19 protein-coding genes and 1 riboswitch are annotated in these 22,572 nt (G+C 35.0%); of the genes, 2 read left to right on the forward strand and 17 right to left on the reverse strand.

Annotated features, from left to right (window positions below):
- Positions 1-99: 99 nt before the first annotated feature.
- The 10 genes from NST77_RS09885 to ku form a co-directional block, all read right to left on the reverse strand.
- Positions 100-300 (reverse strand): cold-shock protein, encoded by a 201-nt coding sequence (locus NST77_RS09885; protein ID WP_047940491.1) that lies wholly within the window; start codon positions 298-300, stop codon positions 100-102.
- A 157-nt stretch (positions 301-457) separates the two neighbouring features.
- Positions 458-1,915, reverse strand: a complete 1,458-nt coding sequence (locus NST77_RS09890; RefSeq protein WP_123257795.1) for a DEAD/DEAH box helicase — start codon at positions 1,913-1,915, stop codon at positions 458-460.
- Between the two features lie 497 nt (positions 1,916-2,412).
- Positions 2,413-2,613, reverse strand: a complete 201-nt coding sequence (locus NST77_RS09895) for a cold-shock protein (protein ID WP_016203922.1) — start codon at positions 2,611-2,613, stop codon at positions 2,413-2,415.
- A gap of 259 nt (positions 2,614-2,872) precedes the next feature.
- Complete coding sequence (locus NST77_RS09900) at positions 2,873-3,715, reverse strand: bifunctional 5,10-methylenetetrahydrofolate dehydrogenase/5,10-methenyltetrahydrofolate cyclohydrolase (protein ID WP_249878381.1); 843 nt, start codon at positions 3,713-3,715, stop codon at positions 2,873-2,875.
- Positions 3,716-3,757: 42 nt separating this feature from the next.
- Positions 3,758-3,841: riboswitch (ZMP/ZTP riboswitch) on the reverse strand.
- A gap of 771 nt (positions 3,842-4,612) precedes the next feature.
- Positions 4,613-6,238: a glycerol-3-phosphate dehydrogenase/oxidase gene (locus NST77_RS09905; protein ID WP_095333772.1), complete on the reverse strand. Its 1,626-nt coding sequence runs from the start codon at positions 6,236-6,238 to the stop codon at positions 4,613-4,615.
- Positions 6,239-6,533: 295 nt separating this feature from the next.
- Positions 6,534-8,024, reverse strand: a complete 1,491-nt coding sequence (gene glpK / locus NST77_RS09910; RefSeq protein ID WP_095333711.1) for a glycerol kinase GlpK — start codon at positions 8,022-8,024, stop codon at positions 6,534-6,536.
- 27 nt (positions 8,025-8,051) lie between these two features.
- Positions 8,052-8,870 (reverse strand): MIP/aquaporin family protein, encoded by an 819-nt coding sequence (locus tag NST77_RS09915; RefSeq protein WP_047940487.1) that lies wholly within the window; start codon positions 8,868-8,870, stop codon positions 8,052-8,054.
- 288 nt (positions 8,871-9,158) lie between these two features.
- Positions 9,159-9,704, reverse strand: a complete 546-nt coding sequence (locus tag NST77_RS09920; RefSeq protein ID WP_095333709.1) for a glycerol-3-phosphate responsive antiterminator — start codon at positions 9,702-9,704, stop codon at positions 9,159-9,161.
- Between the two features lie 62 nt (positions 9,705-9,766).
- A complete protein-coding gene (locus NST77_RS09925) occupies positions 9,767-10,414 on the reverse strand; it encodes a phosphatase PAP2 family protein (RefSeq protein WP_095333707.1) in 648 nt (215 codons plus the stop codon).
- A gap of 76 nt (positions 10,415-10,490) precedes the next feature.
- On the reverse strand, positions 10,491-11,324 hold the full coding sequence (gene ku, locus NST77_RS09930) for a non-homologous end joining protein Ku (protein WP_095333706.1): 834 nt from the start codon (positions 11,322-11,324) through the stop codon (positions 10,491-10,493).
- Between the two features lie 187 nt (positions 11,325-11,511).
- Here ku and ligD point away from each other — a divergent pair, with 187 nt between their 5' ends.
- Positions 11,512-12,741, forward strand: coding sequence for a DNA ligase D (ligD, locus tag NST77_RS09935; protein WP_171509672.1), 1,230 nt, complete (start codon positions 11,512-11,514; stop codon positions 12,739-12,741).
- Between the two features lie 127 nt (positions 12,742-12,868).
- Here the strand turns inward: ligD and NST77_RS09940 are convergent, their stop codons facing one another.
- From NST77_RS09940 to NST77_RS09965, 6 genes are all read right to left on the reverse strand, one after another.
- Entirely contained in the window at positions 12,869-13,798 is a 930-nt protein-coding gene (locus tag NST77_RS09940; RefSeq protein WP_123257801.1) for an ATP-dependent DNA ligase, read from the reverse strand.
- A 253-nt stretch (positions 13,799-14,051) separates the two neighbouring features.
- Complete coding sequence (gene dapF, locus NST77_RS09945; RefSeq protein ID WP_095333701.1) at positions 14,052-15,038, reverse strand: diaminopimelate epimerase; 987 nt, start codon at positions 15,036-15,038, stop codon at positions 14,052-14,054.
- Positions 15,039-15,172: 134 nt separating this feature from the next.
- On the reverse strand, positions 15,173-16,414 hold the full coding sequence (locus NST77_RS09950) for an EAL and HDOD domain-containing protein (RefSeq protein ID WP_095333700.1): 1,242 nt from the start codon (positions 16,412-16,414) through the stop codon (positions 15,173-15,175).
- A 431-nt stretch (positions 16,415-16,845) separates the two neighbouring features.
- The gene (locus NST77_RS09955) at positions 16,846-18,144 is read right to left on the reverse strand and encodes an NCS2 family permease (protein ID WP_171509674.1); all 1,299 of its coding nucleotides are present in this window, start codon (positions 18,142-18,144) and stop codon (positions 16,846-16,848) included.
- A gap of 266 nt (positions 18,145-18,410) precedes the next feature.
- A complete protein-coding gene (locus NST77_RS09960; protein ID WP_095333696.1) occupies positions 18,411-19,196 on the reverse strand; it encodes a hypothetical protein in 786 nt (261 codons plus the stop codon).
- A 275-nt stretch (positions 19,197-19,471) separates the two neighbouring features.
- Positions 19,472-19,810, reverse strand: coding sequence for a DUF4870 domain-containing protein (locus tag NST77_RS09965; RefSeq protein WP_047940478.1), 339 nt, complete (start codon positions 19,808-19,810; stop codon positions 19,472-19,474).
- Between the two features lie 404 nt (positions 19,811-20,214).
- Here NST77_RS09965 and NST77_RS09970 point away from each other — a divergent pair, with 404 nt between their 5' ends.
- Positions 20,215-20,772, forward strand: coding sequence for a GNAT family N-acetyltransferase (locus NST77_RS09970; protein ID WP_095333695.1), 558 nt, complete (start codon positions 20,215-20,217; stop codon positions 20,770-20,772).
- Positions 20,773-20,920: 148 nt separating this feature from the next.
- Here the strand turns inward: NST77_RS09970 and NST77_RS09975 are convergent, their stop codons facing one another.
- Complete coding sequence (locus NST77_RS09975; protein ID WP_171509675.1) at positions 20,921-22,564, reverse strand: FAD-dependent oxidoreductase; 1,644 nt, start codon at positions 22,562-22,564, stop codon at positions 20,921-20,923.
- Positions 22,565-22,572: the final 8 nt, after the last annotated feature.

Raw genomic sequence — 22,572 nt, forward strand, 5'->3', positions numbered from 1 at the left:
AGCAAATTCATTTAGGCTTGATGAAAGTATTCTTTCTTATTTTATCCAAATAGCATTCATTTAGCAAAAAAAGAGCCCCGTAGGACTCTTCCTTACATTTTATAGTTTTGTTACATTAACAGCCTGTGGTCCGCGGCTGCCTTCTTCTATATCAAAATTAACTTCTTGACCTTCGTCTAAAGTTTTGAATCCTTCTGTTTGGATCGCAGAATAATGAACAAATACATCTTCTCCGCCATCTACTTCGATAAATCCAAAGCCTTTTTCTGAATTAAACCATTTTACTTTACCTGTTGCCATTTTTTTATTGCCTCCTAGATTTAAATAACAAGGATATATCCTATCCTTCATTTACCTAGTTTCCCCAATTTATTTCATTTAAAACGTTGAAACATCAAATACCAATATTTTCTTCCAAATAAAAGGGAAACCACGGTATAAAGTAAGCTATAAACGATTACTTACTTCTGTTACGACTTCTAGGTCTTCTATCACCAGAAGAGTTCGGGCGTTTTCTATCATAGCTGCCGCGTTCTCCCCCACGATCAGAACGACGTCTGCGATTACCGCCGCCAGATCGGTTATCTTTTTTCTTTGAACGCAATGGCTCAACAGCCGTTAATTTAACTGGTGTAGCATCTGGCTCTTTTGTAAGAAGCTTTAATGCTGCTGCAAGAAGTGTTACAGAATCTGTTTCTTCTAATAAGCCTTCTGCAACTCGCTTATACTCTGCATAGTCATTTTCTTCAATAGTTTTTGCAATTTTACTAATTGTTGCTTGTTGGTTTCCAGCTAACACATCTGTTAGAGAAGGAATTGGCTTTTTCGTCATTGATTTCTTCGTAACATTTTCAATAATACGTAAATGATCAAGTTCTCTAGGAGATACAAATGTTACAGCTAGTCCTTTTTTACCAGCACGTCCTGTTCTACCAATTCGGTGAACATAGCTTTCTGGATCTTGTGGAATATCAAAGTTATAAACATGAGACACACCGCTAATATCAAGTCCTCTAGCTGCTACATCTGTTGCTACCATGATATCAATGCTTTGTTCCTTGAAACGGCGAATAACTTGGTCACGTTTACCTTGTGGAATATCACCGTGAATTCCTTCTGCAGAGTATCCACGTTTAATAAGGCCTTCTACCACTTCATCGACACGTCTCTTCGTACGACCAAAAACAATAGCTAGTTCAGGTGATTGAATGTCCAGCAAGCTGCATAACACATCGAATTTTTGACGCTCTTGCACTTCGATATAATGTTGCTCAATGTTTGTAACAGTCATTTCTTTTGCCTTCACTCTTACTACTTGAGGTTCAACCATAAATCTTTCTGCAAGGCTTTGAATTCTTTTCGGCATTGTTGCTGAAAACAATAATGTTTGACGAGAATCTGGCGTTTCACTTAAAATCCTTTCAATATCATCAATGAATCCCATGTTAAGCATTTCATCCGCTTCATCAAGAACAATCATTTTTAAATCTTGTAAGCGAATTGTTTTACGTTCAATATGGTCAATTAATCGACCAGGTGTAGCCGCAATAATTTCCGGCTTCTTTTTTAGCCCACGAATTTGGCGGTTAATGTCTTGCCCACCATATATTGGCAATGTACGGATTCCTTTTACAGAGCCGATACGATTTAATTCTTCTGCTACTTGGACTGCTAATTCTCTTGTTGGAGCAATTACTAGTCCTTGAACTGCTTTGCCAACCTCAATTTTCTCTAGTAAAGGCACACCAAAGGCAGTTGTTTTACCAGTACCTGTTTGAGCTTGTCCAATCATGTCCTTACCTGATAATGCAATCGGAATCGCCTGCGCCTGAATTGGTGTTGGCTCTTCAAATCCCATATTTGATAATGCTTTTTCTAAACTGCTGCTTAATTTAAAATCTGAAAAAGTTGTCAATACTTTTTCCTCCTTGTTATTGTACTCCGTTGATTGATATTCCTTAGAATATAGGGCCAGAAATGTCGTAGGATAGGATCTTTATCATTTTTAAATGAATGGATTCCACTAATTTTAGCGCATGATTACTCTTATATAGACCTTAAAACACCGCCCTATTATTAGGGACATTATTTGTTTAGAAAATACCAACCTAGAGTGTATTGTTTTATTTTGTTATAAATATATACTCTCCATTTTATTTCACTTTTTTTCATTTTCCAAAACATTAAGGTAAATAGGATCAATTAAAAGCCTGCATACCATACTTTAGTGGGAAATTATGTGGTTTTTTAACGGATGAATATAATGAAGTTGATGGAGAATTTTTATCTAAATGCCAATCTAAGCCATTTATTTTCGTTATTCTTCCTTTCACTGAAAAACAAAGCTTTATGTGAAACATCATTAAAAAAGGTGATGCATTTTGAAAGGCATCACCTTTTTTGTTTTTTTTATTAAGCTTTAGTTACGTTAGAAGCTTGTGGTCCACGGTTACCTTCAACGATTTCAAAAGTTACGTCTTGGCCTTCTTCTAAAGTTTTGAAACCTTCTGTTTGAATTGCAGAGAAGTGAACAAATACGTCTTGACCTTCAGAAGACTCGATGAATCCAAAACCTTTTTCTGCGTTAAACCATTTTACTTTACCTGTGTTCATTGTAAAACCTCCAAAAATGTGTTACACACTAAGCACCTAATATAACTTTTAGGAATCGATACGTCATTTAACATGAAAAAGCCGTAGCTGAAATGATGTAGAAGAAAATCGCCTACATACGTTGCAGCTACGACCACCTTATCCTTAAAACATATACCGAACTTAATTGCGTTACATTTATAATATAATTTTTTTGCGTTTTTGTCAATAACGTTTTCAAAACTTAAGAAATTTCATATTCTATTGTTTGATTTCATTATTACTCGATTGCTGCTTCTGCAGAATCAACCGTATGCTTTAACAGCATACTAATCGTAACTGGTCCAACTCCTCCAGGAACTGGGGTGATGGCAGAAGCTTTTTCTAAACAAGCTTCATAATCAACATCTCCAATATTGCCTTTATTATAGCCAGCATCCAAAATAACAGCACCTGGTTTAATCCATTCACCTTGAATAAAATTAGGTTTTCCAACAGCAGCAATCACAATGTCTGCCTGTCTGACATGATCTTCTAAATGAACCGTTCTCGAGTGGCAGGTTGTCACCGTTGCATCTTTATTTAAAAGCAATGCAGAAACAGGCTTCCCTAAAATCGGACTACGCCCTACTACTACAGCGTGTTTCCCATTAACTTCTATATTATAATGCTCCATAATTTTCATTATAGCTGCTGGAGTACAGGATGGATATTTACCAAATCCTAAAGCTGTTTGCCCATATCCGAAACTAGTAACACCGTCTACGTCTTTCTCAATCGCAATTGCTTCAAATGCTTTCCGTTCGTCTATATGGCTTGGAACGGGATGTTGTAAAAGAATGCCATGCACCTTTTCATCGTTATTTAATGAATGAATCGTTGCTAACAATTCTTCTGTCGTTGTTTGTTTATCTAAATGAATTTTTCTTGAATCTATGCCGAGCTTTGCACACGCATTTCCTTTCATTCGTACATACGTTGCGGATGAAGGATCATCGCCAACTAATATCGTTGCCAAGCATGGAGTAATCCCTTTTTCCTTTAAAGCACTTATTCTTCCTTTTAATTCGTCCTTTACTGCATTTGCTACTACATTTCCGTCTAAAATTAATTTTTCCGACATGTATATACCTCCTGGTAAATTATAAAAAGAAGTGCTTTTATGCCCTTCTGCCCAGACGACCGGCTATACATATACACAGCTCCCATATGGTTATTTCCATTTATGTCGTCAGTCACTATGTATTGATAAGTTCATTTGTATCATATCATAGCTCCCTTTTAAAGAAAATAATCTTCCCATTATTTTCTTATAATAATAGAGGAAAGTACCAGATCAGCTTTATCAAATAAAAAAGGACCTTTAAATCTGATGATCAACTCAGATTTAAAGGTCCCATTCGTGTATTCATCGATTGAATACAATTAAGCAATGCATATATTTAAGGAAATACACATCTATTAAAATGGTGTAATGCCTAAAACAACGAAAGCCCTACCTCTCTTTCATCCTTACGGTTCCTAGACCGTGCCAGTGTGAATTTAGGGTGAATTGTGCAGAACACAAAAATACATTTTCGAAAAAATAATGGAAGGATTAATCCGCATTAGGAAGGATTTAAATGTGTTTTTGAAGATAAATGGAGTGTAATTGTTTTGAATGCTATTATATAGTTGTTCCGTTTACTTATAAATTTCTTGTTACTTTACACAATAATTCTACAAAATTCTGTTAAACCTCAAATACATACAAGGAACATCTTATCGCAAAATTTGCTTATAGTCAACCATTAGTTTCCCTATTTTTGTAAAAACATTATTTTGTGGATGGAAAAATCGTTATTCTTACTATTATCAATCTCCATTTCATACACTTAATTACCACAATTTGATCAGTGCGATTCCTGGCGTGTTGTTAGCTAGAGGCGACTGCATGAATCACATAAGCGCGGCACCTCCAGCTAACCAACCTATCATATACGTTTTAATGAGGATAGCCTTATTCCCTATTAACTTTCAATTATCCTGCGAACGGTACAGTTGCTTTGTGTATTTCCTTTTCTAGTTCGGCTGTTAAAGTATTAGTCCTTTCGACGCTCCAATCATAATATTCTGCCATGTATTCAATTACCGCATCTTTTACTTCCTTTACTTTTGCAATATCAAATAGCAGCATTCCTGTCCGTCTGAGGAGTACATCTGTCGGAGTCATTGCAAATTCATATTCCATTGCATAGTGAATTCGTGCAAGTAGGACCGGAGAAAGTTCTTCATGTTTCCCGCTTAAATCCTTCGCAAGTTCATAAAGAATAGGAGCATTACTGCCATATAGTCTTGCAATTTTTTCTGCTTCCTCTTTTAAGAGTCCTCCATTCATTCCTTTTGTTAAAATATCCTGGATATACGCAGAAAACCCTTTTGAACCACCGACATCTCCACCGGAAATTGGCATTGTCTTTGTCATACATTGTTTAAATGATTTCCCCGTCTTCTCTTGCAATCTAGCGGAAACAAGATTAACAACTGTTTCAGCCATTTTACGATAACCAGTTAATTTCCCTCCAGCAATAGTAATAAGTTTACTGTCAGACTCCCAGATTTCATCCTTTCGAGAAATTTCGGATGGATCTTTTCCATCTTCCAAAATCAACGGTCTCACTCCCGCCCAGCTTGACTCCACATCTTCTGCGGAAACAGAGATCGAAGGAAACATAAATTTAATTGCTTCTAAAAGATAATCTCTATCTTCTTTCGACATCGATGGATGAATGGGATCTTCACTATAAAAAGTATCTGTTGTCCCAACATATGTTTTGCCATCCCGCGGAATGGCAAAAACCATCCTCTTATCTGGTGTATCAAAATAAATTGCTTGTTTTAAAGGAAATACAGATTGATCAATAACTAAATGAACCCCTTTTGTCAGCTGAAGCGTTTTTCCTTTTCGGCTTCCATCAATCGTTCTTAATGTATCAACCCATGGTCCAGTTGCATTTACCACGACATTGGCATAAATGGGGTAAACCGCATTAGAGATAAGATTTCTAACTTCTACACCTTCTATTTTACCGTTTTTATCATATAGGAAGTTCTCTACTTTCGTATAATTTATCGCCGTTGCACCACAATCAACTGCCTTTTTCATTACTTCCACAGTCAGGCGACTGTCATCTGTGCGATATTCCACATAATATCCTCCACCTTTAAGCCCATCTTTCTTAATTAATGGTTCTTTCGCAAGGGTTTCTTCTTTCGATAGCATTTTTCTACGTTCCGACTTTTTCACTCCAGCAAGAAAATCATATACTCTTAAACCGATATTGGTGGAAAATTTACCAAACGTTCCTCCTTGGTGCAAGGGAAGTAACATCCATTCTGGTGTAGTTACATGTGGTCCATTTTCATACACCACTTCTCTCTCTTTCCCTACTTCTGCCACCATCTTCACTTCGAATTGCTTTAAATAGCGGAGACCTCCATGAACGAGCTTTGTTGATCTGCTTGAAGTTCCTGCTGAAAAGTCCTGCATTTCTACAAGAGCAACTTCCATTCCTCTTGCTGCGGCATCTAAAGCGATACCCGCTCCTGTAATGCCTCCCCCGATAACTAACACATCAAATTTATTATTCATTAACTGTTGTTGCATTTTTTCTCTACTACTTGGCTTCTTTTGCAAAGTAAAACCCTCCCTATATCTTAAAAAACTTGTTAGTTAAATAATTTCCTTACGTTATTCATTCAAAACAATTTGGTTCGTACATGATCTAAACACAAACAAAAAGAGACCACAAAGCTACATTACCAATTAAACGATAATGCTTTGTGGTCTCTCCATTTCTCCAGACAAAAAATATTAACTTGTTTTTATTATATCATATTAATCTATATATTCATAGTATTTATACTATTTTATTAAACTTTTAAACAGAAAGCTATTCCTTTTATTTAAAAGCCATCGTGGCTTTAACAGCTTTCTTCCAGCCAGTATATAATGCTTCTCTTGTCTCTTCCTCCATTTTTGGTTCGTAGGAACGATCAAGGCTCCATTGCTCCGCAATTTCCTTTTGATCTTTCCAAAAACCGACAGCTAAACCAGCAAGATAAGCTGCTCCTAATGCAGTTGTCTCATTTATAACAGGTCTTTCTACAGGAACATTTAAAATATCTCCCTGGAACTGCATAAGGAAATTATTTCGAACGGCTCCTCCGTCTGCTCGTAATGTTTTGACTTGAATATTCGAATCAGTCTCCATTGCACCCAAAACATCTTTTGTTTGATAGGCAAGTGATTCTAGTGTCGCCCGAATAAAATGCTCTTTTGTTGTCCCTCTCGTTACCCCAAACATTGCCCCGCGAACATCACTGTCCCAGTAAGGAGTCCCAAGTCCAACAAATGCTGGTACAATATAAACTCCATCTGTAGAATCTACTCTGCTTGCATAGTCTTCGCTATCTTTGGCATCTTTTATCATTCTCAATCCATCTCTTAGCCACTGGATAGCAGATCCGGCCACAAAGATGCTTCCCTCAAGCGCATAATTCACTTTTCCATCTATTCCCCATGCGATTGTTGTTAACAAGCCATGATCTGATTTTACTGCTTTTTCACCTGTGTTCATTAGCATAAAGCAGCCAGTGCCATAAGTATTTTTCGCCATTCCCGCTTCAAAACATGCCTGACCAAATAAAGCAGCCTGTTGATCTCCTGCCACTCCTGCAATTGGTATTCTATTTCCGAAGAAATGCCCTTCCACTGTATGAGCATATATTTCAGAAGATCCTTTTACTTCTGGCAGCATAGACTTTGGAACTGTTAATATTTCAAGTAATTCGTCATCCCATTTTAAATCATAGATATTAAACATTAGCGTACGTGAAGCATTTGTATAGTCTGTTACATGCGCTTTCCCACCAGATAATTTCCAGATTAGCCATGTATCAATTGTACCAAATAATAAATCCCCATTTTCCGCTTTTTGTCTTGCTCCATCCACGTGATCTAAAATCCACTTTACTTTTGTACCTGCAAAATAAGCATCAATTAAAAGTCCTGTTTTATCACGGAAAAGCTGATTATACCCTTGTGCTTTTAGTTCTTCGCAAATTTCATTTGTTTGTCTTGATTGCCACACAATAGCATTGTAGACTGGCGCCCCAGTATTTTTATCCCATACAACTGCCGTCTCCCGTTGGTTGGTGATCCCGATACCTTCTATTTGTTCCGGCTTAATATCCGATTCTGATAAAACTGTCGCAATAACTGCCAAAATAGAACCCCATATTTCATTTGCATTATGTTCAACCCAGCCTGGCTTCGGAAATATTTGTGTAAACTCTTTTTGTGCTACATGGACAATATCCCCTTTTTTATTGAAAATAATTGCTCTAGAACTTGTTGTCCCTTGGTCTAATGATAAAATAAATTTTTCCATAAAATAAAACCTCCCATTAGTAAATGATTATGCTACTTTTTTACCAATACTCTTACTTTCCCCTTTTGTCTTAAAAAATGCAAGTAATAATACAATGACAGTAATCGCTATCACAATCCAAAAGCTTGATAAGACAACCCCTTTAAAGATATACGTATAAAAAACGGCTGCTAGGGATCCACCTAGTATGGGACCAACAACTGGTATCCATGCATAGCGGAAATTCGATGATCCTTTGCCGGCAATTGGTAAAACAAAATGGGCAATTCTTGGACCAAGGTCACGTGCTGGGTTAATGGCATAGCCAGTTGTTCCCCCTAATGACATCCCAATTACAACAATAAGCAAACCTACAGCAAGCGGGTTAAGTCCCTCAGCGAAGCTATTTGCTCCAATAAACAATAACCCAAGCACTAACATAAAGGTTCCTATCAATTCACTTAATATATTTCCAAAGGTATGTGGAATAGCAGGACCTGTTGAAAAGACTGCTAATTTTGCTTCCGCATCCTTTGTTGCACCCCAATGCGGGAGATAGTGTAAATATACAATACATGCACCTAAAAAAGCGCCGATCATTTGTGCCAAGATATATGGCAATACTTGATTCCAAGCAAAATCACCTGTTATTGCCAGCGCGATGGTAACTGCTGGATTTAAGTGGGCCCCACTGATACTTCCGACAGCAAATGCTCCCATCGTAACCGCCAGCCCCCAGGCAAGAGTAATCACAATCCATCCTCCCCCATTAGAGAACGCTTTCTTTAAATTCGCACCAGCTACGACTCCTCCCCCGAATATAATCAAAATCATGGTTCCAACAACTTCTCCCATAAACGCAGACATCAAAATCCCCCTTTTCCTTGTTTCACTCTGTTTTATTCTGATAATTATCTTAAAATGAATTACCCCTAAACTACCATCATACTAATATTTATTTTTAGCATAATTACAGAGTGATTGTCATTAAAACATGCAAAAAAGGAGAGCACGACAGATTAAGCCACTAAAATTATGGTGACTACTGCGTGTATCTCCTTTTCTCCAACACATTAAATTAACTTGTAAGGTAATTGTAAACGCTTCCTGACAGTCTGTCAATTATTTTTATCGTTTTCACTATAAAAAAATTATTTACTTTATTTTTTGCCATAATTCTTTTTTTGAAGTAGTTATACTAGTAGCCCCTGCTTCAATTGCATTACTTATATCCTTATCCGAGCGAATCAAACCACCTGCAAGAATAGGTACATTTAAACTCTCTTTTATTTCTTTAATCATCCAAGGCATTGTTCCTGGAAGCACTTCGATATAATCAGGATGTGTTCGTTGAACTAGCTTAACGCTTTTCGCTATTGCATGACTATCAAGGAGAAATACCCTTTGGATTGCTATCACGTTTTTCTGCTTTGCTTTTAAGATAACCGATGATTTTGTAGATATAAGTCCATATGGTTTAAATTCTTGACAGATAAACTCTGTTCCAAAATCATCACTTTTTAATCCTTGGATTAAGTCAACATGATAAATCATTTTCTTATTTGCTTTTTTTGCAAGCAAACTTATATGTTTTAACTGTGAAACATGTACTTCTAAAAATACGCCAATTTCATAATCACTTTTTAAAAATGCTTCAAATTCCTTCATATTGGATGATGCTGGAATAATATGCTGATTCATTTCATTTCCCCCAAAAATATTTCATTCTTCTCCGCTTAATTATTATTCATTCTGCATTCACACTAGCGTTTCGATTTAAATTCATATAGTCGAAATGCTAATATGCAAACAGCAGAATAGGCGATACCTATTGAGTAGCCACCAACAACATCTGTTGGATAATGGACACCTAAATATACTCTGCTTGTCCCTATTAAAAGAATAAAAAAACAGGCAATTATGTAAGCCAGCACTTTCTTCCCAGTAGATTTAAGCAAATGTATACATAAGTATGCACATGAGCTGAAGAAAATTAGCGAACCCATAGAATGTCCACTTGGAAAACTATAGCCTTTTTCTATTATAACAGGCAATATATCCGGACGCTCTCTTTTAAAGAACCATTTAAGAAGTGTATTTAATAATGCACCAAAACTATTAGTTGAAATGAAAAAAATAACCAAAGCATACTTTTTCTTCCATAGTAAAAGTACTGTAATAACTAGTATCGCGGCTGCAATAAACAGACTAGATCCTAAAAAGGTAATTCTTTCAACCCATATTGTTAAATCTTCTGAAATGAATGATTGCGTAAAGTGGATGATTGTCTCGTCAAATGAAATAATATCAGAGCTCTTTACATGTCTTGCAATAATATAAAATAGCCCACTAAAAATCAGGATAATTGCTAACATTATACCGATATATTTTGATGTTATTCTTTTCTCCATGTAAATCCCTCGCTGTTATATTTTAGTGCTAGCTATTCCTAAAATAGTAAAAGCTAGCACCTTGTCTTTTTCTTTTTTAAGCTTCTTTTACAACTTTCTTTCTTGTTGTTTTTTTCTTTTTTTCCTCAGTTTTCTTAGGCTTTGTATTATCAATAGATGCTTGTAGTGCAGCCATTAAATCCATGACATTAGATTCCCTTGGCTTATCTGTGCCTGTCACTACCTCTTTGCCAGCTTTCTTCGCTTCAATCAATTCAAGAAGAGCTGTTCTGTATTCATCAGTATATTTCTCCGGAGTAAATTCTGTTGTTAATTGGTCAATTAATAAAATCGCTGTTTCCAATTCTTTTTTCTCGAGTTGATTTACTTCCGGAACATTTGGTACATCGTCCACTTTACGAACTTCATCAGGAAAATGTATGGTTTCCATTACGAGGGTATTTTCATACACCCTAATAATTGCCAGCTGCTCTTTGGAACGAATAATAATTTTCGCAATTCCAACTTTCCCTGTCTCAAGTAAAGCTTGTCTTAATAAGGCATAAGCCTTGTTCCCCCCTTCACCGGAAGACATATAATAGCATTTTTCAAAGTAAATGGGATCAATCTCTTCCATCTTCACAAAATCAATAATTTCCACTGCTTTATCTTCATTCTCTTTACGCAAATTTTCCAAGTCTTCTTCATCAAGGACAACATATTTTCCCTTTGCATATTCATATGCCTTCACGATTTCTTCTGGAGCAACTTCATTTCCACAAGCAGAACATTTTTTTTCATATTTAATCGGGGCATGACAAGCCTTATGAAGTGTTCTAAGCTTAATATCTTTATCTTCTATTGCCGAATGCAGCTTAATCGGTATGCTAACTAGTCCAAAACTTATATTTCCTTTCCACATTGTATGCATATTTATTCTCCCATCTCATTAGTTGAATGCAAAAGCAAAATTCATCATCGCTTTACTTCTATCTATTTATACATTGTGTCACCGGTTTTTTTTCATACTATTTAATTATTGGTAACAGACACTGTTCATACTTATGTACTTAAATAGTTATACTAGTAAGAGATAGTCAAATCAGGAGGATAGACAAATGCATAAAGCTGCATTTTTTATTAGTAATTATCATAAAAAAACAGACTCATTTGGTGTCAGCGTCATTGGAAATGAGAACATAATCCCTGTAGGTTCTTTTCAAAATGGCTTAAAAAGAGCAGAAAAAACAGCATTATTACAGATTATAAAAGAACATGCTATAAAGGAAGATGACAACTTTTATTTTCTAGATCCCGGAATTTGCGTAGAATTACAGTTTTCCTCTTTTCAACAGCATAGACTAAACAATCCTGTTTTTATCCAATTTTTATATAATAAAGATTGGAAAGACTGTACATTAGAGAATGTTATCGCAACAGAGTCTACGCCTATTACTCATGCTGATAAACCTCTTTTTCCCAATACCACGATTACGAAACTTGATTATATTTTATATTTAAAAGAAGTCAGTCCATATTTACTTCCTTTTTTAGAAAATCGCTTATTGACTACGATTCGATTTCCCCATGGTTTATTTGGCGAATCTTTCTATCAAAAACAATGTCCAGACTACGCTCCTTCTTATGTGGAAACATATAAAAACGAAGACATAGAATATATTGTTTGTAATAATGTAGAAACGCTTATGTGGCTCGGAAATCAATTAGCGTTTGAATTTCACATTCCTTTTGAAACAATTTATTCTAATAGCATGCCTTCTGAAATTGTCTTTGATCTAGACCCGCCTTCTGTGGAACATTTTTATATGGCTATTAAAGCTGCAAAAGTTCTGCAACAGATTTTGGAACGATTACAGCTTTTATCTTTTGTGAAAATATCAGGAAATAAAGGAATTCAGGTGTATTTACCACTTCCAGAAAGAACATTTACTTATGAAAAAGTACGTTTATTCACAGAATTTATTGCTAATTATATGATTGAGGAAAATCCAGAGCTTTTCACCATAGAACGATTAAAGAAAAACCGCAGAAACAGATTATACATTGATTACATCCAACATAGTGAAGGAAAAACAATTATCGCTCCCTATTCCATTCGCGGTAATAAAGGCGGATATGTTGCATGCCCAATTGCATGGGATGAATTAACAGAAGATCTTCATCCTAGTCAATTTTCAATGGATGTTGTATTACAAAGACTTCAAAATGGGATTCATTCTTTCGCTGGTTATTTTGAGGCAAAAGAAAAACAACCTTTCCAGCAAGTACTAGATGTGTTAACAAATATACAAAACGAGGAAGGGACAGGAAAACATCTAAATAGATAATTGCGAAAACAAATTATCAAATCCTTGTATTTAAACATAAAGACAATAAACGCCCAAACAATGGTACGGAATTTTTTCTGTCTAATGTTTGGGCTTATTTCTAAAATACTATTAGATATGCGTGTTGTTATTCTAATGTGCATTCTTCAATGGGAATAGTGACAAATGACTCGATGACTGGATGCCTTAATGTTTTGCCTTCTGTCCATTCTAAAAAGGAGATTTTGACAGTGAGTGCTGGTCGCAGCCAGACTCCATCTTTCGCTTCCTTAAGATTAACAAAAGAACTTTCTTTTATAATGATTGGCTCAATCGCCTTGGAGACAGCAGCCCAGTCGTTTGCGGTCAATTTACTCGAACCGGCACTTCCAATATAAACTAACTGTCCTGACTCATCAAATAACCCGAGGTGGAGAGAATGAACCGTTTTATGTTTAATTGTTACTCCTCCCACTATAGCAATTAAATCCTGCTCTTTTTTTCTCTTAAGCCATCTTGCATCTTTTCCGCCCAGAACATAGGAACTGCCAAGATCCTTGCAGACGATTCCTTCCAACTGATGTTGTTGACAAACAGTGAATAAACCTTGCATATCAGCAAAATTTTCAACAAGTCGAACAACTTTCGTCTCAGCTATTTTTTCATGCAATATTTTTTGTCTTTCCAGTAACGGCTTATCTACTAACCACTGTCCATCGAGGAACAGGATATCAAAAACCATATAGGTAATGGGAATCTCTTCTTGCAGACCACTTAATCGCTCAAGATTTCTCACTCTGTCCCGTTTCATTACTTCATAAAAGGATGGTTTCCCATCCTGCAAAGCAATAACTTCCCCGTCGAGAATACAATTTTTTGCCTGTACGAAGGAACTAGTCTTTAGTAATTCAGGATATTGCTGCGTTCTTTCGTTTTTCTTTCGATTAAATAATTTTGTGTTCTCTCCATCATAGTAGGAGAGAATTCTTGTTCCATCCCACTTAACTTGAGCTATCCATTGATCCCCTTTTGGAATTGCTTCTGTTAGTAGTGGTTCAAACGGCTTTATTGGTTTCATGTCCTTTATTCCTTTTATCCTTACCATTTGCAAATGGAAAAAAATTATACAAGATTTTGTCTAGTTTTCCTCTTTTTGGCGCTCTTATCCTTGCTATTTTCCTGCTAAAAATGCAGGTTATTGTCCATTTTCTAATCAGTTTAAAATCTTCTCAAGACGGTAACAAAAAGGTCAGTTCCTATTCCACATAACATAATGTTGAATAGACCTAACCTTTTCCTCCCATACTAACCAACTACTGTTCTCTGCAAATTTATTTTAAATGGTTTTCGACATATTGTTTTGCTTCTTGTTGCAGTTTTTTATATTGAACAGCTTCTTCCTCGAAATAGGACTTATTCGATACGGAAAAACTTTCCATCGCATCCCATTTAAACGATACATCAGCACGATAAACATAAGTGGCATTGCCAATTAAATCAATACGATATTGATCATTACGATGATGAACATAACAGCGGACTTTGCCTCCATTATTATACACATCTACATAGGTATTTTCTTCATTAAACCCATTTAGTATGGAAACAAGGGTTGAAGCAGACATAGCAGTTCCGCAAGCATTTGTAAAACCTACCCCTCTCTCGTATGTACGTACATAAATGTTACCTTTTTCTAATATCGATACAAAGCTAACATTTACACCGTCTGGAAAATACTCATTCGGACCATTCACATATTTACTTAATGTTTCTTGAATATCAGAATCAAGTACTGCTTTATCTACAAGTGTAATTAAATGTGGATTAGGCACAGCTAAAGCAGTAAATAATAAATCATTATTTAATCCCGGAATTTTCCCATTTATTAGTGTAGTCGATTCTACCTGTAATGGCAGGTCCTTTGTTTGAAAAGATACAGGAGATATTTCTACCAAATACGTTGGAATATTAGGATAAATATCTGCTTCGTTTTTCACCTCTAAATTAGCTTTCATTGTTTCAATCACTGCTTCCTCTACCTGAAGAAGTTCACAAACATATCGAGCGACACAACGAATCCCATTTCCACACATGGAAGCTTCGGAACCATCGGCATTAAAAACTCTCATTCTTGCATCCGCAACTTGACTAGGCATTACAAAAAGAATACCATCCGCCCCTAAAGAAGAACCTCTATTACATAACGTTTTAGCTATCTCCGTTCTTTCTTCTTCGGAAAACTGATAGGCGTCTGAAATTTCATCTATTATTAAAAAATCATTGCCACTTCCATGACATTTTGTAATTTTTATATTCATTTCATAATTCCTCCAAGCTGAATTTGTTTCTTATTTATTTTACTGTTCCTTTGTCTAACCTGCAATCAATTCTTCCTGACTAAAAAAGAGAAAACCTTAACAGCTTATAATCAAGTCGTTAAGGTCATTTCCATTCATCCATATAAATAATCATCATCTAATAGCTTCTTTGCCCATGAAATAGATTCTGCATATACTTTAAATAATTCTTTTTCTTGAATATTTAATTCTTTACAACCAAGTGCAATTCCGGGCCAGTCAGCTGTTTCTGCTGCAATGACCAATTGAAGCACGTCTTGTTGAACATTTTTCTGTCCTGATAAAGCTTGTACAATTGTTTCATCCAATGGTAGATCGGAAAGAATGCTATCCATATCCCTGTTCATAATGGTATCCATAAGAGAGAACATGCCCGTCAAAAAAAAACTTCCATATTCTATCCTTCCCGGTACAAGCTTTGCTACTGATTCGCACATTTTAGAACGTATTAAGCAATTATGCATCACTTCTAAAGAAATTCCATTCTTCCAGTCCTTTTCCCTAACTGTAAGAATATAAATCCATTTTCGAAGTTCTCTAAGCCCAATATATATAATGGCATGCTTAATACTAGTTACTTTTTGTTTTACTCCATATTCTAGTGTGTTAATTAATTTTAAAAGCTTATAGGATAAAGAAATATCCTGTTCGATCAATTTAGAAATACGGTTTATGTCTGGATTTTCATCATGTAGTAGCTCAAGAATCTTATAATACGTCGGCATATAGGTTGGCACATCATGGGAAGACATAATGAATGGTCTTGAGAAATAATAACCTTGAAAATAATGATAGCCTCTATTTCTTGCTTGTTTATACTCCGAACTTGTTTCAAGTTTTTCAGCAATTAATTCAAGATGATGCTTTTTAGCAACATCTTCTATTTCTGCTCGCACTTCTTTTGTCGTATTTTGAAAATCGACTTTAATCATATCTGCTAATCTTAGCAAAGAATAAGAGTATGGGTTACTTTTCTCAAAAATAAAATCATCTAAAGCTAGTTTGTAGCCTAATTGTTTGAGTTCTAAACAAATATCTATTATTTTTTGGCTCGGAACAACTGTTTCTAGAATTTCTATTACAATATCCCTTGGGTGAAAATATGTAGGAAGCTTAAGTTCTAATAAATTCTCAGTAAAATTAATAAAGCAAGGTTTACCATCTGATAATTTATCTATTCCAATATTAAGAAAACTATTAATAATAACATCTGTCGTTGCCTGATCACCATTCACATTGGGGAAGGAATTAATATTGTTATGTCTATAAAGTAGTTCATATCCATAAACTTCTTCGATTCGATTAAATAGTGGCTGTCTCGCCACAAAAACTTCCATTTATTTACCTCCGTCAATCTTTTTACGCTTAGTTATTGTCATTTTAATAAATTTATAAGTAGAAGGTTGTCGAACCTTGCTTGTAAGAAAATAATTTTTTCACAAAAAAATGTCATCATGAAAGTTTAAGGATTATCTAAGTTGTATTTAAAGGGAATGAAGAATAGATGCTTTGATTCTAGGACCTTGATAATAAAAATGATAGTTTATCTAGAAAAAAGAACTTTTTTGCATACTATTTTTCTAAAAGGTTTTTTGAAAAAAACGGGGAATTCTAAAAATATATAGAGCAGTCTGACATATCGTTAAATAGAGTAAAGCTGCTGAGACAAAAAGCATATACTCATACACAAACGAGTGATGTCAGACTGCTAGTGACAACTTCTGAAATAAGAAAATAACTTCAAATTTCAGAATGGACGTGTCTTAGATTAATGTGTATATTGAAGTACAAAATTAATCAAAAATAATGAGGATATGAAATACAAAGGCAGTGAAACTTCTTTCGCTTTCCCTAATGCAATCTTTAAAATCGGGTAAAGAATAAACCCAATAGCCATGCCATCTGCGATACTGTACGTAAACGGAATCATCGCAATAATAAAAAAGCTAGGAAAACTTTCACTTAAATCCTTTAAATCCAGATTTCGGATATTCTGCAGCATTAACCCTCCAATAATGATTAAAATTGGTGCAATGGCACTGTCTGGGATTAATTTAATGACAGGAATAAAAAATGCTGAACAAATAAACAGAAAACCTGTCGTTACAGCGGTTAAGCCTGTTTTCCCACCAGCAGTCATACTTGCAGAGCTTTCCACAGTAGCTACCGTTGGACTTGTGCCAAATAAACTAGATAGAAAAACAGAAATAGAAGTAGCTCGAAAAGCTTTTTGAAATCGCTTAGGTTTGTTTATAAATTGAACATGATTATTGACCAATCCAATATTTTCAAACACAAGTACCATTGTAAGAGAAAATACGGCAATCCAAAAAGGAATCGTTACAAGTTTATCAAAAGACAGATGGCCGAACACACTCCTGTATTCTTGAAGGTGAATCGATTGGCTACTTCCTGCGTTTACATTGATCAGTCCAAACAGCCAAGCAATGAAAGTACCAACAATAATCGTAATAAGAAAGTTTCCCTTCACATTTCTTAAAAACAGAATAATACTTATTAAAAATGTGAGTACTGTTGCCAATACATGTAAATCATTAAAAGATCCTAAGGCAATAATTGAATTTGTTCCTCTTTCTACTATCCCGCCTTTTTCCAAACCAATTAGCATTAAAAATAGACCTAATCCAACGCTAATCGATTCTTTTAACGAAACAGGAATAGAATCACTTACAATTCTAGCTAGTTTGGTAAAAGACACAATCATAAAGAGAATTCCAGAAACAAACACTACTGCCAACGCTTCTTGCCAGGTTAGAGCCATTGAATTTACAATGGTATAAGAAAACAAAGCATTGATACCCATACCAGGTACAAGCAAAACGGGCACATTTCCATATAAGCCCATTAAAAAACAGCCAACAACGGATGTTAAAATGGTTGCAATGATTGCTGCTTCCAACGGAATACCTGCTTCTGCTAAGATTAAGGAGTTTACTACCACGATGTATACAACAGTAAAAAACCCAATAATCCCTGCAAGTACCTCTTGTTTAATGGATGTTTGACTTTCCTTTAGCTGAAAAAATGAAAAAATATAATCTTTCATCAGATATACCTATTTAGTTGTATCCCTCTCCCTACCCGCTTCCCTATAAATACAATATAAGCATGCCAATGATTGACATGACTTTTAGCATTCAATAAGGTAGCCACAAGAAATTATGATAGCAGATTACCAATGTTTTGCCAATGTTTTTCAGGAGAAAATACTCATTTTTTCCTACTTTCCTTTTAGTGGTTTATTATTATTTAGTCAGTTTTCATTAAATCAGCTTATCAAAGGAAAACTTTCTATGCTCAACTCCACCCATATTAATGATTCGTATAGGCGAATAACTTTGTTAATATCGCATAGAGGTGAATAACCTCTTTATCAGACGCGTGGTGATCAATTGTCAACAGCGGCAGATTAGGATCTTGAAAACGTTTTGCCCATTCTTTCGGCATCCAGCCCTTTCTTAACTGAGCTAATTTATGACCATCTTCTTGCTCAAACTGGTACTCCATGTGACCAAAGGTTTTTTTCATTATGATTGTGTCTTCCCCATAAAGAAATTGGTTCACTAATCGTTTTTCGGTCTTTATTTCTAAAATTCTGCTGATTATTTTTTTATCCTTATTCTGTATATCTATTCTGTCTCTTTTTAAGGTAAAAACATATTGGAGATCTCCTTGCGTATTATAAAAGCCGTACGATTTTGTATAAAATCGATCGAATAAGAATGGTAGATACCAACGAATGACTGAGAATTTTTCATCTTTTATTTCCCCTATCTCTTGTCCTTCTCTATCAAAAACAATCATTCTTAAGGATGGGGCAGGTAAAAAAGATAAAACTACCGTATTGGATTTTAAAATGGATCTTGCCTGTCCTACGGAGAAAAAATTATCCATTTTCTCTAAACGCTGTTTATGTAAATAAAATTGACAAAAGCAAATTACACTGTACATTGCAAATGGGACTAAAAGGTAAAGAAAAGTAATACTTGAATGATTCAATAAAAATATGCCTATAAAAAGGAATAGAGGAATACAACTAATTAAACTAGCGTTCAAGGAAGATATGGCTGTATATTTATAGTATTTTTCAATATTCATCATGAAGACTCCTTTATATCCATTCTTGTAATGAAAGGTTAGCGCGGCTGTGCACTTATCTTTCTCTTTCTTCTTATTCTATTAATTCCTATTGAAATCTATGATTAATTAGAAGAAAAATTTTAAAAGAGTCTAATCTATTAGTAAGTATTGATTGTGGAAATATAAAAACCGAAAAATGACAGCCTATTCGTTAAAAAGCGGGTCACCGAAATTGGTCGCTGATTTAAACGAATAGGCTGTCATTTTATAAACAGTTAATGATCTAACAATGATTATTTGATAAAACGAATCGTTAAAGGAATATGATAATCCTGGCCTTCATAAGCCTTAATGGCAGCGATAATTGTAAATACAAATGCCATGATTCCGATTATTGGTAAAATAATAAATCCTATTAAAAGAAACACAAGAATCCATGCTATAAAGGAATAAATGGCATAAGAAATTAAAAAGTTAAAATATTCTTTACCATGATAATCCACAAAAGGCGAATCCTTTTTCACGAGCCAGATAACTAATGGCCCGATAAAAGTAGTAAAAAAACTAGACACATAAATCAACATCGCAAAAACTCTATCATCATTTGATGATCTGTCTTTATTTAAATCCATGAAAGAAACCTCCAACTAAAATAATAATTGCTATGTTATTATATACGATTATTTCATATAAATGTTTCATTTTGAAATAATTTATGTCCAATTAATTGGCGGAAGTTTTCATCCCTCTTTGTTATAGTGAAATAATTTACCTTTCTTTACATCATTTCATTAAAATTTTACAATTTGTTTGTATTTTCCTATTTTCAATTTCACCGAAATTTTGTATGATATAGAAAAGTAATTTGTTATCATGAGATAATAATTAAAGATGGGAAGGCAAATGGTGCGCCACCGCTTTGGTTCTAGTGGGTTCGATTCCCACCCCGAAATTTTTTTTCAAATGGATTAAAAATTTCGAGGGTGGGCTTTTTCTTTTTCATGAATAAGTTCTGCCCTCAACTGGAGGGATTATTGTGTTAAAAAAAAGAGATCTTGAGGAATGTCAAGCGTTATATCCTTTAATGACGCACCCTGATGTCTTCCCTTTCGTGCGTCAAAAAGCTTATTCATATGAAGAATACCTTTTTCTTACCAAGCAGACAATAGAAGCGGAAGAAAGAGGAGAACTTATCTCTAGAACGATATTAGATGAATGGCAAAATCCGATTGGTACCATTAATCTATATGATATAAACGAAAATATCGGTTTCCTCGGTACTTGGTTGGGAAAACCTTATCATGGCATGGGATACAATCAAATAGCAAAAGAATTATTCTTTGCTGAAGCATTTTTTGAGCTGAATATTGAAAGTATATTAATGCGAATTAGAAGTAATAATATCCGCTCACTAAAAGCGGCTGAAAAGCTTCCCTATGCGGTTTCAGCAAATGAAACAAGAAGTAATCTGTTACAAATTTTAAATACTTCTGGAATCCCTTATCAACTATTCGAAATTCCTAAAGATTTATTTACTCTATACACTTTACGTCAAAATACGGAAGAGACGACAAATGATTGTAGAGAGGCGTAATTTAGCTCCGATACTAAAATAAGATCAGTCGATAGAAAAATAACTATCACTGATCTTATTTTTATTCTTCTATAATAATCTCAACGAAAATTGGATGGAGAAATCCTCCATGTATTCATTCTCGCCTATGAATGAATACCATAGTAAATTATCGCTTCTTTTTATAACTTTGATAATTCTTATTTCCACCAGAAAGATTATAGATATTCATAAATCCTAAATTACGTAGTACATTTTGGGCAGCATTTCCGGTTACACCACTATTACAATAGGTAACAGTGAGTAGATTTGGATCTAGTTCCTTGCATTTCTCTCGCAAATCACCCAAAGGGATATTAATAGCTGTATCCACACATGAAGCATTAAATTGTTTTGCAGAGCGTGTATCAATAACTTGAATAGCCTCTCTCTTTTCTATCCTTTCACTTAAATCTTTTGGCGTGATTAATTGATTTTTCTTTTCAATAGCATTCTGCAAAGCCATTCCAGTATACATAACAGGGTCTTTTGCCGTACTAAAAGGCGGGGCATATGCAAGATCAAGATGAAATAAATCTTCCGCTTTTGCTTTAAATGTAATGGCTGTAACAAAAACATCTATTCTTTTATCGACACCTTCTTCCCCTACTATTTGTACACCTAAAATTCTACCTGTTTTGCGATCTGCAATTGCCTTAATGACTAATTGTTTACCACCCAAATACTCAGCTCTTGCAGGCTTGATATTATGGAGAACTTCTATATCATAGCCTTCCTCCAATGCTTCCGTTTCGTTCATACCAGTTTGTCCAACAGCTAAGTCAAAAACACGAAGAATAGCAGTTCCTAAAATGCCTCTATGTTCTAATGACCCCCCTGTTATAACATCACCGGCTATTCTTCCCATTTTATTTGCTGTGCTTCCTAATGGCCGATATAATGATTTACCGGTAATGAGAGAATAGCTCTCTGCAACATCCCCTACCGCATATACATTAGGTAAGTTAGTTTGCATCCTATTATTTACGGCAATAGCACCAGAATGTCCTATATTTACACCGATTGACTCTGCTAAGTGAACATTAGGCCTAACCCCTGTTGCTAAAATAACCAAATCTGTTTCTATAACATTTCCTGATTTTGTTCTTATTTCGTTAGTTGTTATTTCACTAACTTCCTCATTCAAAAGAAGGTTAATCCCTTTTTTTACTAGATGTTCTTCTACATATGTAACAATATCTTGATCCATATGTGATAATATGTGATTACTGCGTTGTACTAATGTAACCTCTAACCCTCTGTTTGTTAGCTGTTCAGCCATCTCTAAACCAATATACCCTGCACCTATAATTGCAGCTCTTCTTGGCTCCTTCTTTTTTATAAACCTGTCAATAGCACTTGTATCTTGAATGGTTCGAAGGTGGAAAACATGGTCTTTTTCTACCCCCTCTATTGGTGGCGTTAAAGGTGATGCTCCTGTTGCAAATACTAATACATCATAAATATCCTCTATCACTTCATCTGTATCCAAGTTTTTCACTTGGATCTTTCTACGGTTTACATCGATAGCGATAACCTCATGCCTGACAAAAATATCTACATTATATCTTTTCTTAAACCAAGCTGGATTTCTCGGTGTTAAACTTTCTATTTCATCAACTTCTCCGCCTAAGAAATAAGGAATCCCACAACCGGAGTAAGAAATGTCATAATCGGCATTATAAAGTGTGATTTCTGCCTGCTCGTCATTTCTCCGTGCTTTTGCCGCTACTGATGTACCTGCCGCTACTGATCCTATGATAACAATTTTCATGATCACCC

It is taken from the genome of Niallia sp. FSL W8-0177 (assembly GCF_038006285.1).
Taxonomy (GTDB): domain Bacteria; phylum Bacillota; class Bacilli; order Bacillales; family Cytobacillaceae; genus Niallia; species Niallia circulans_A.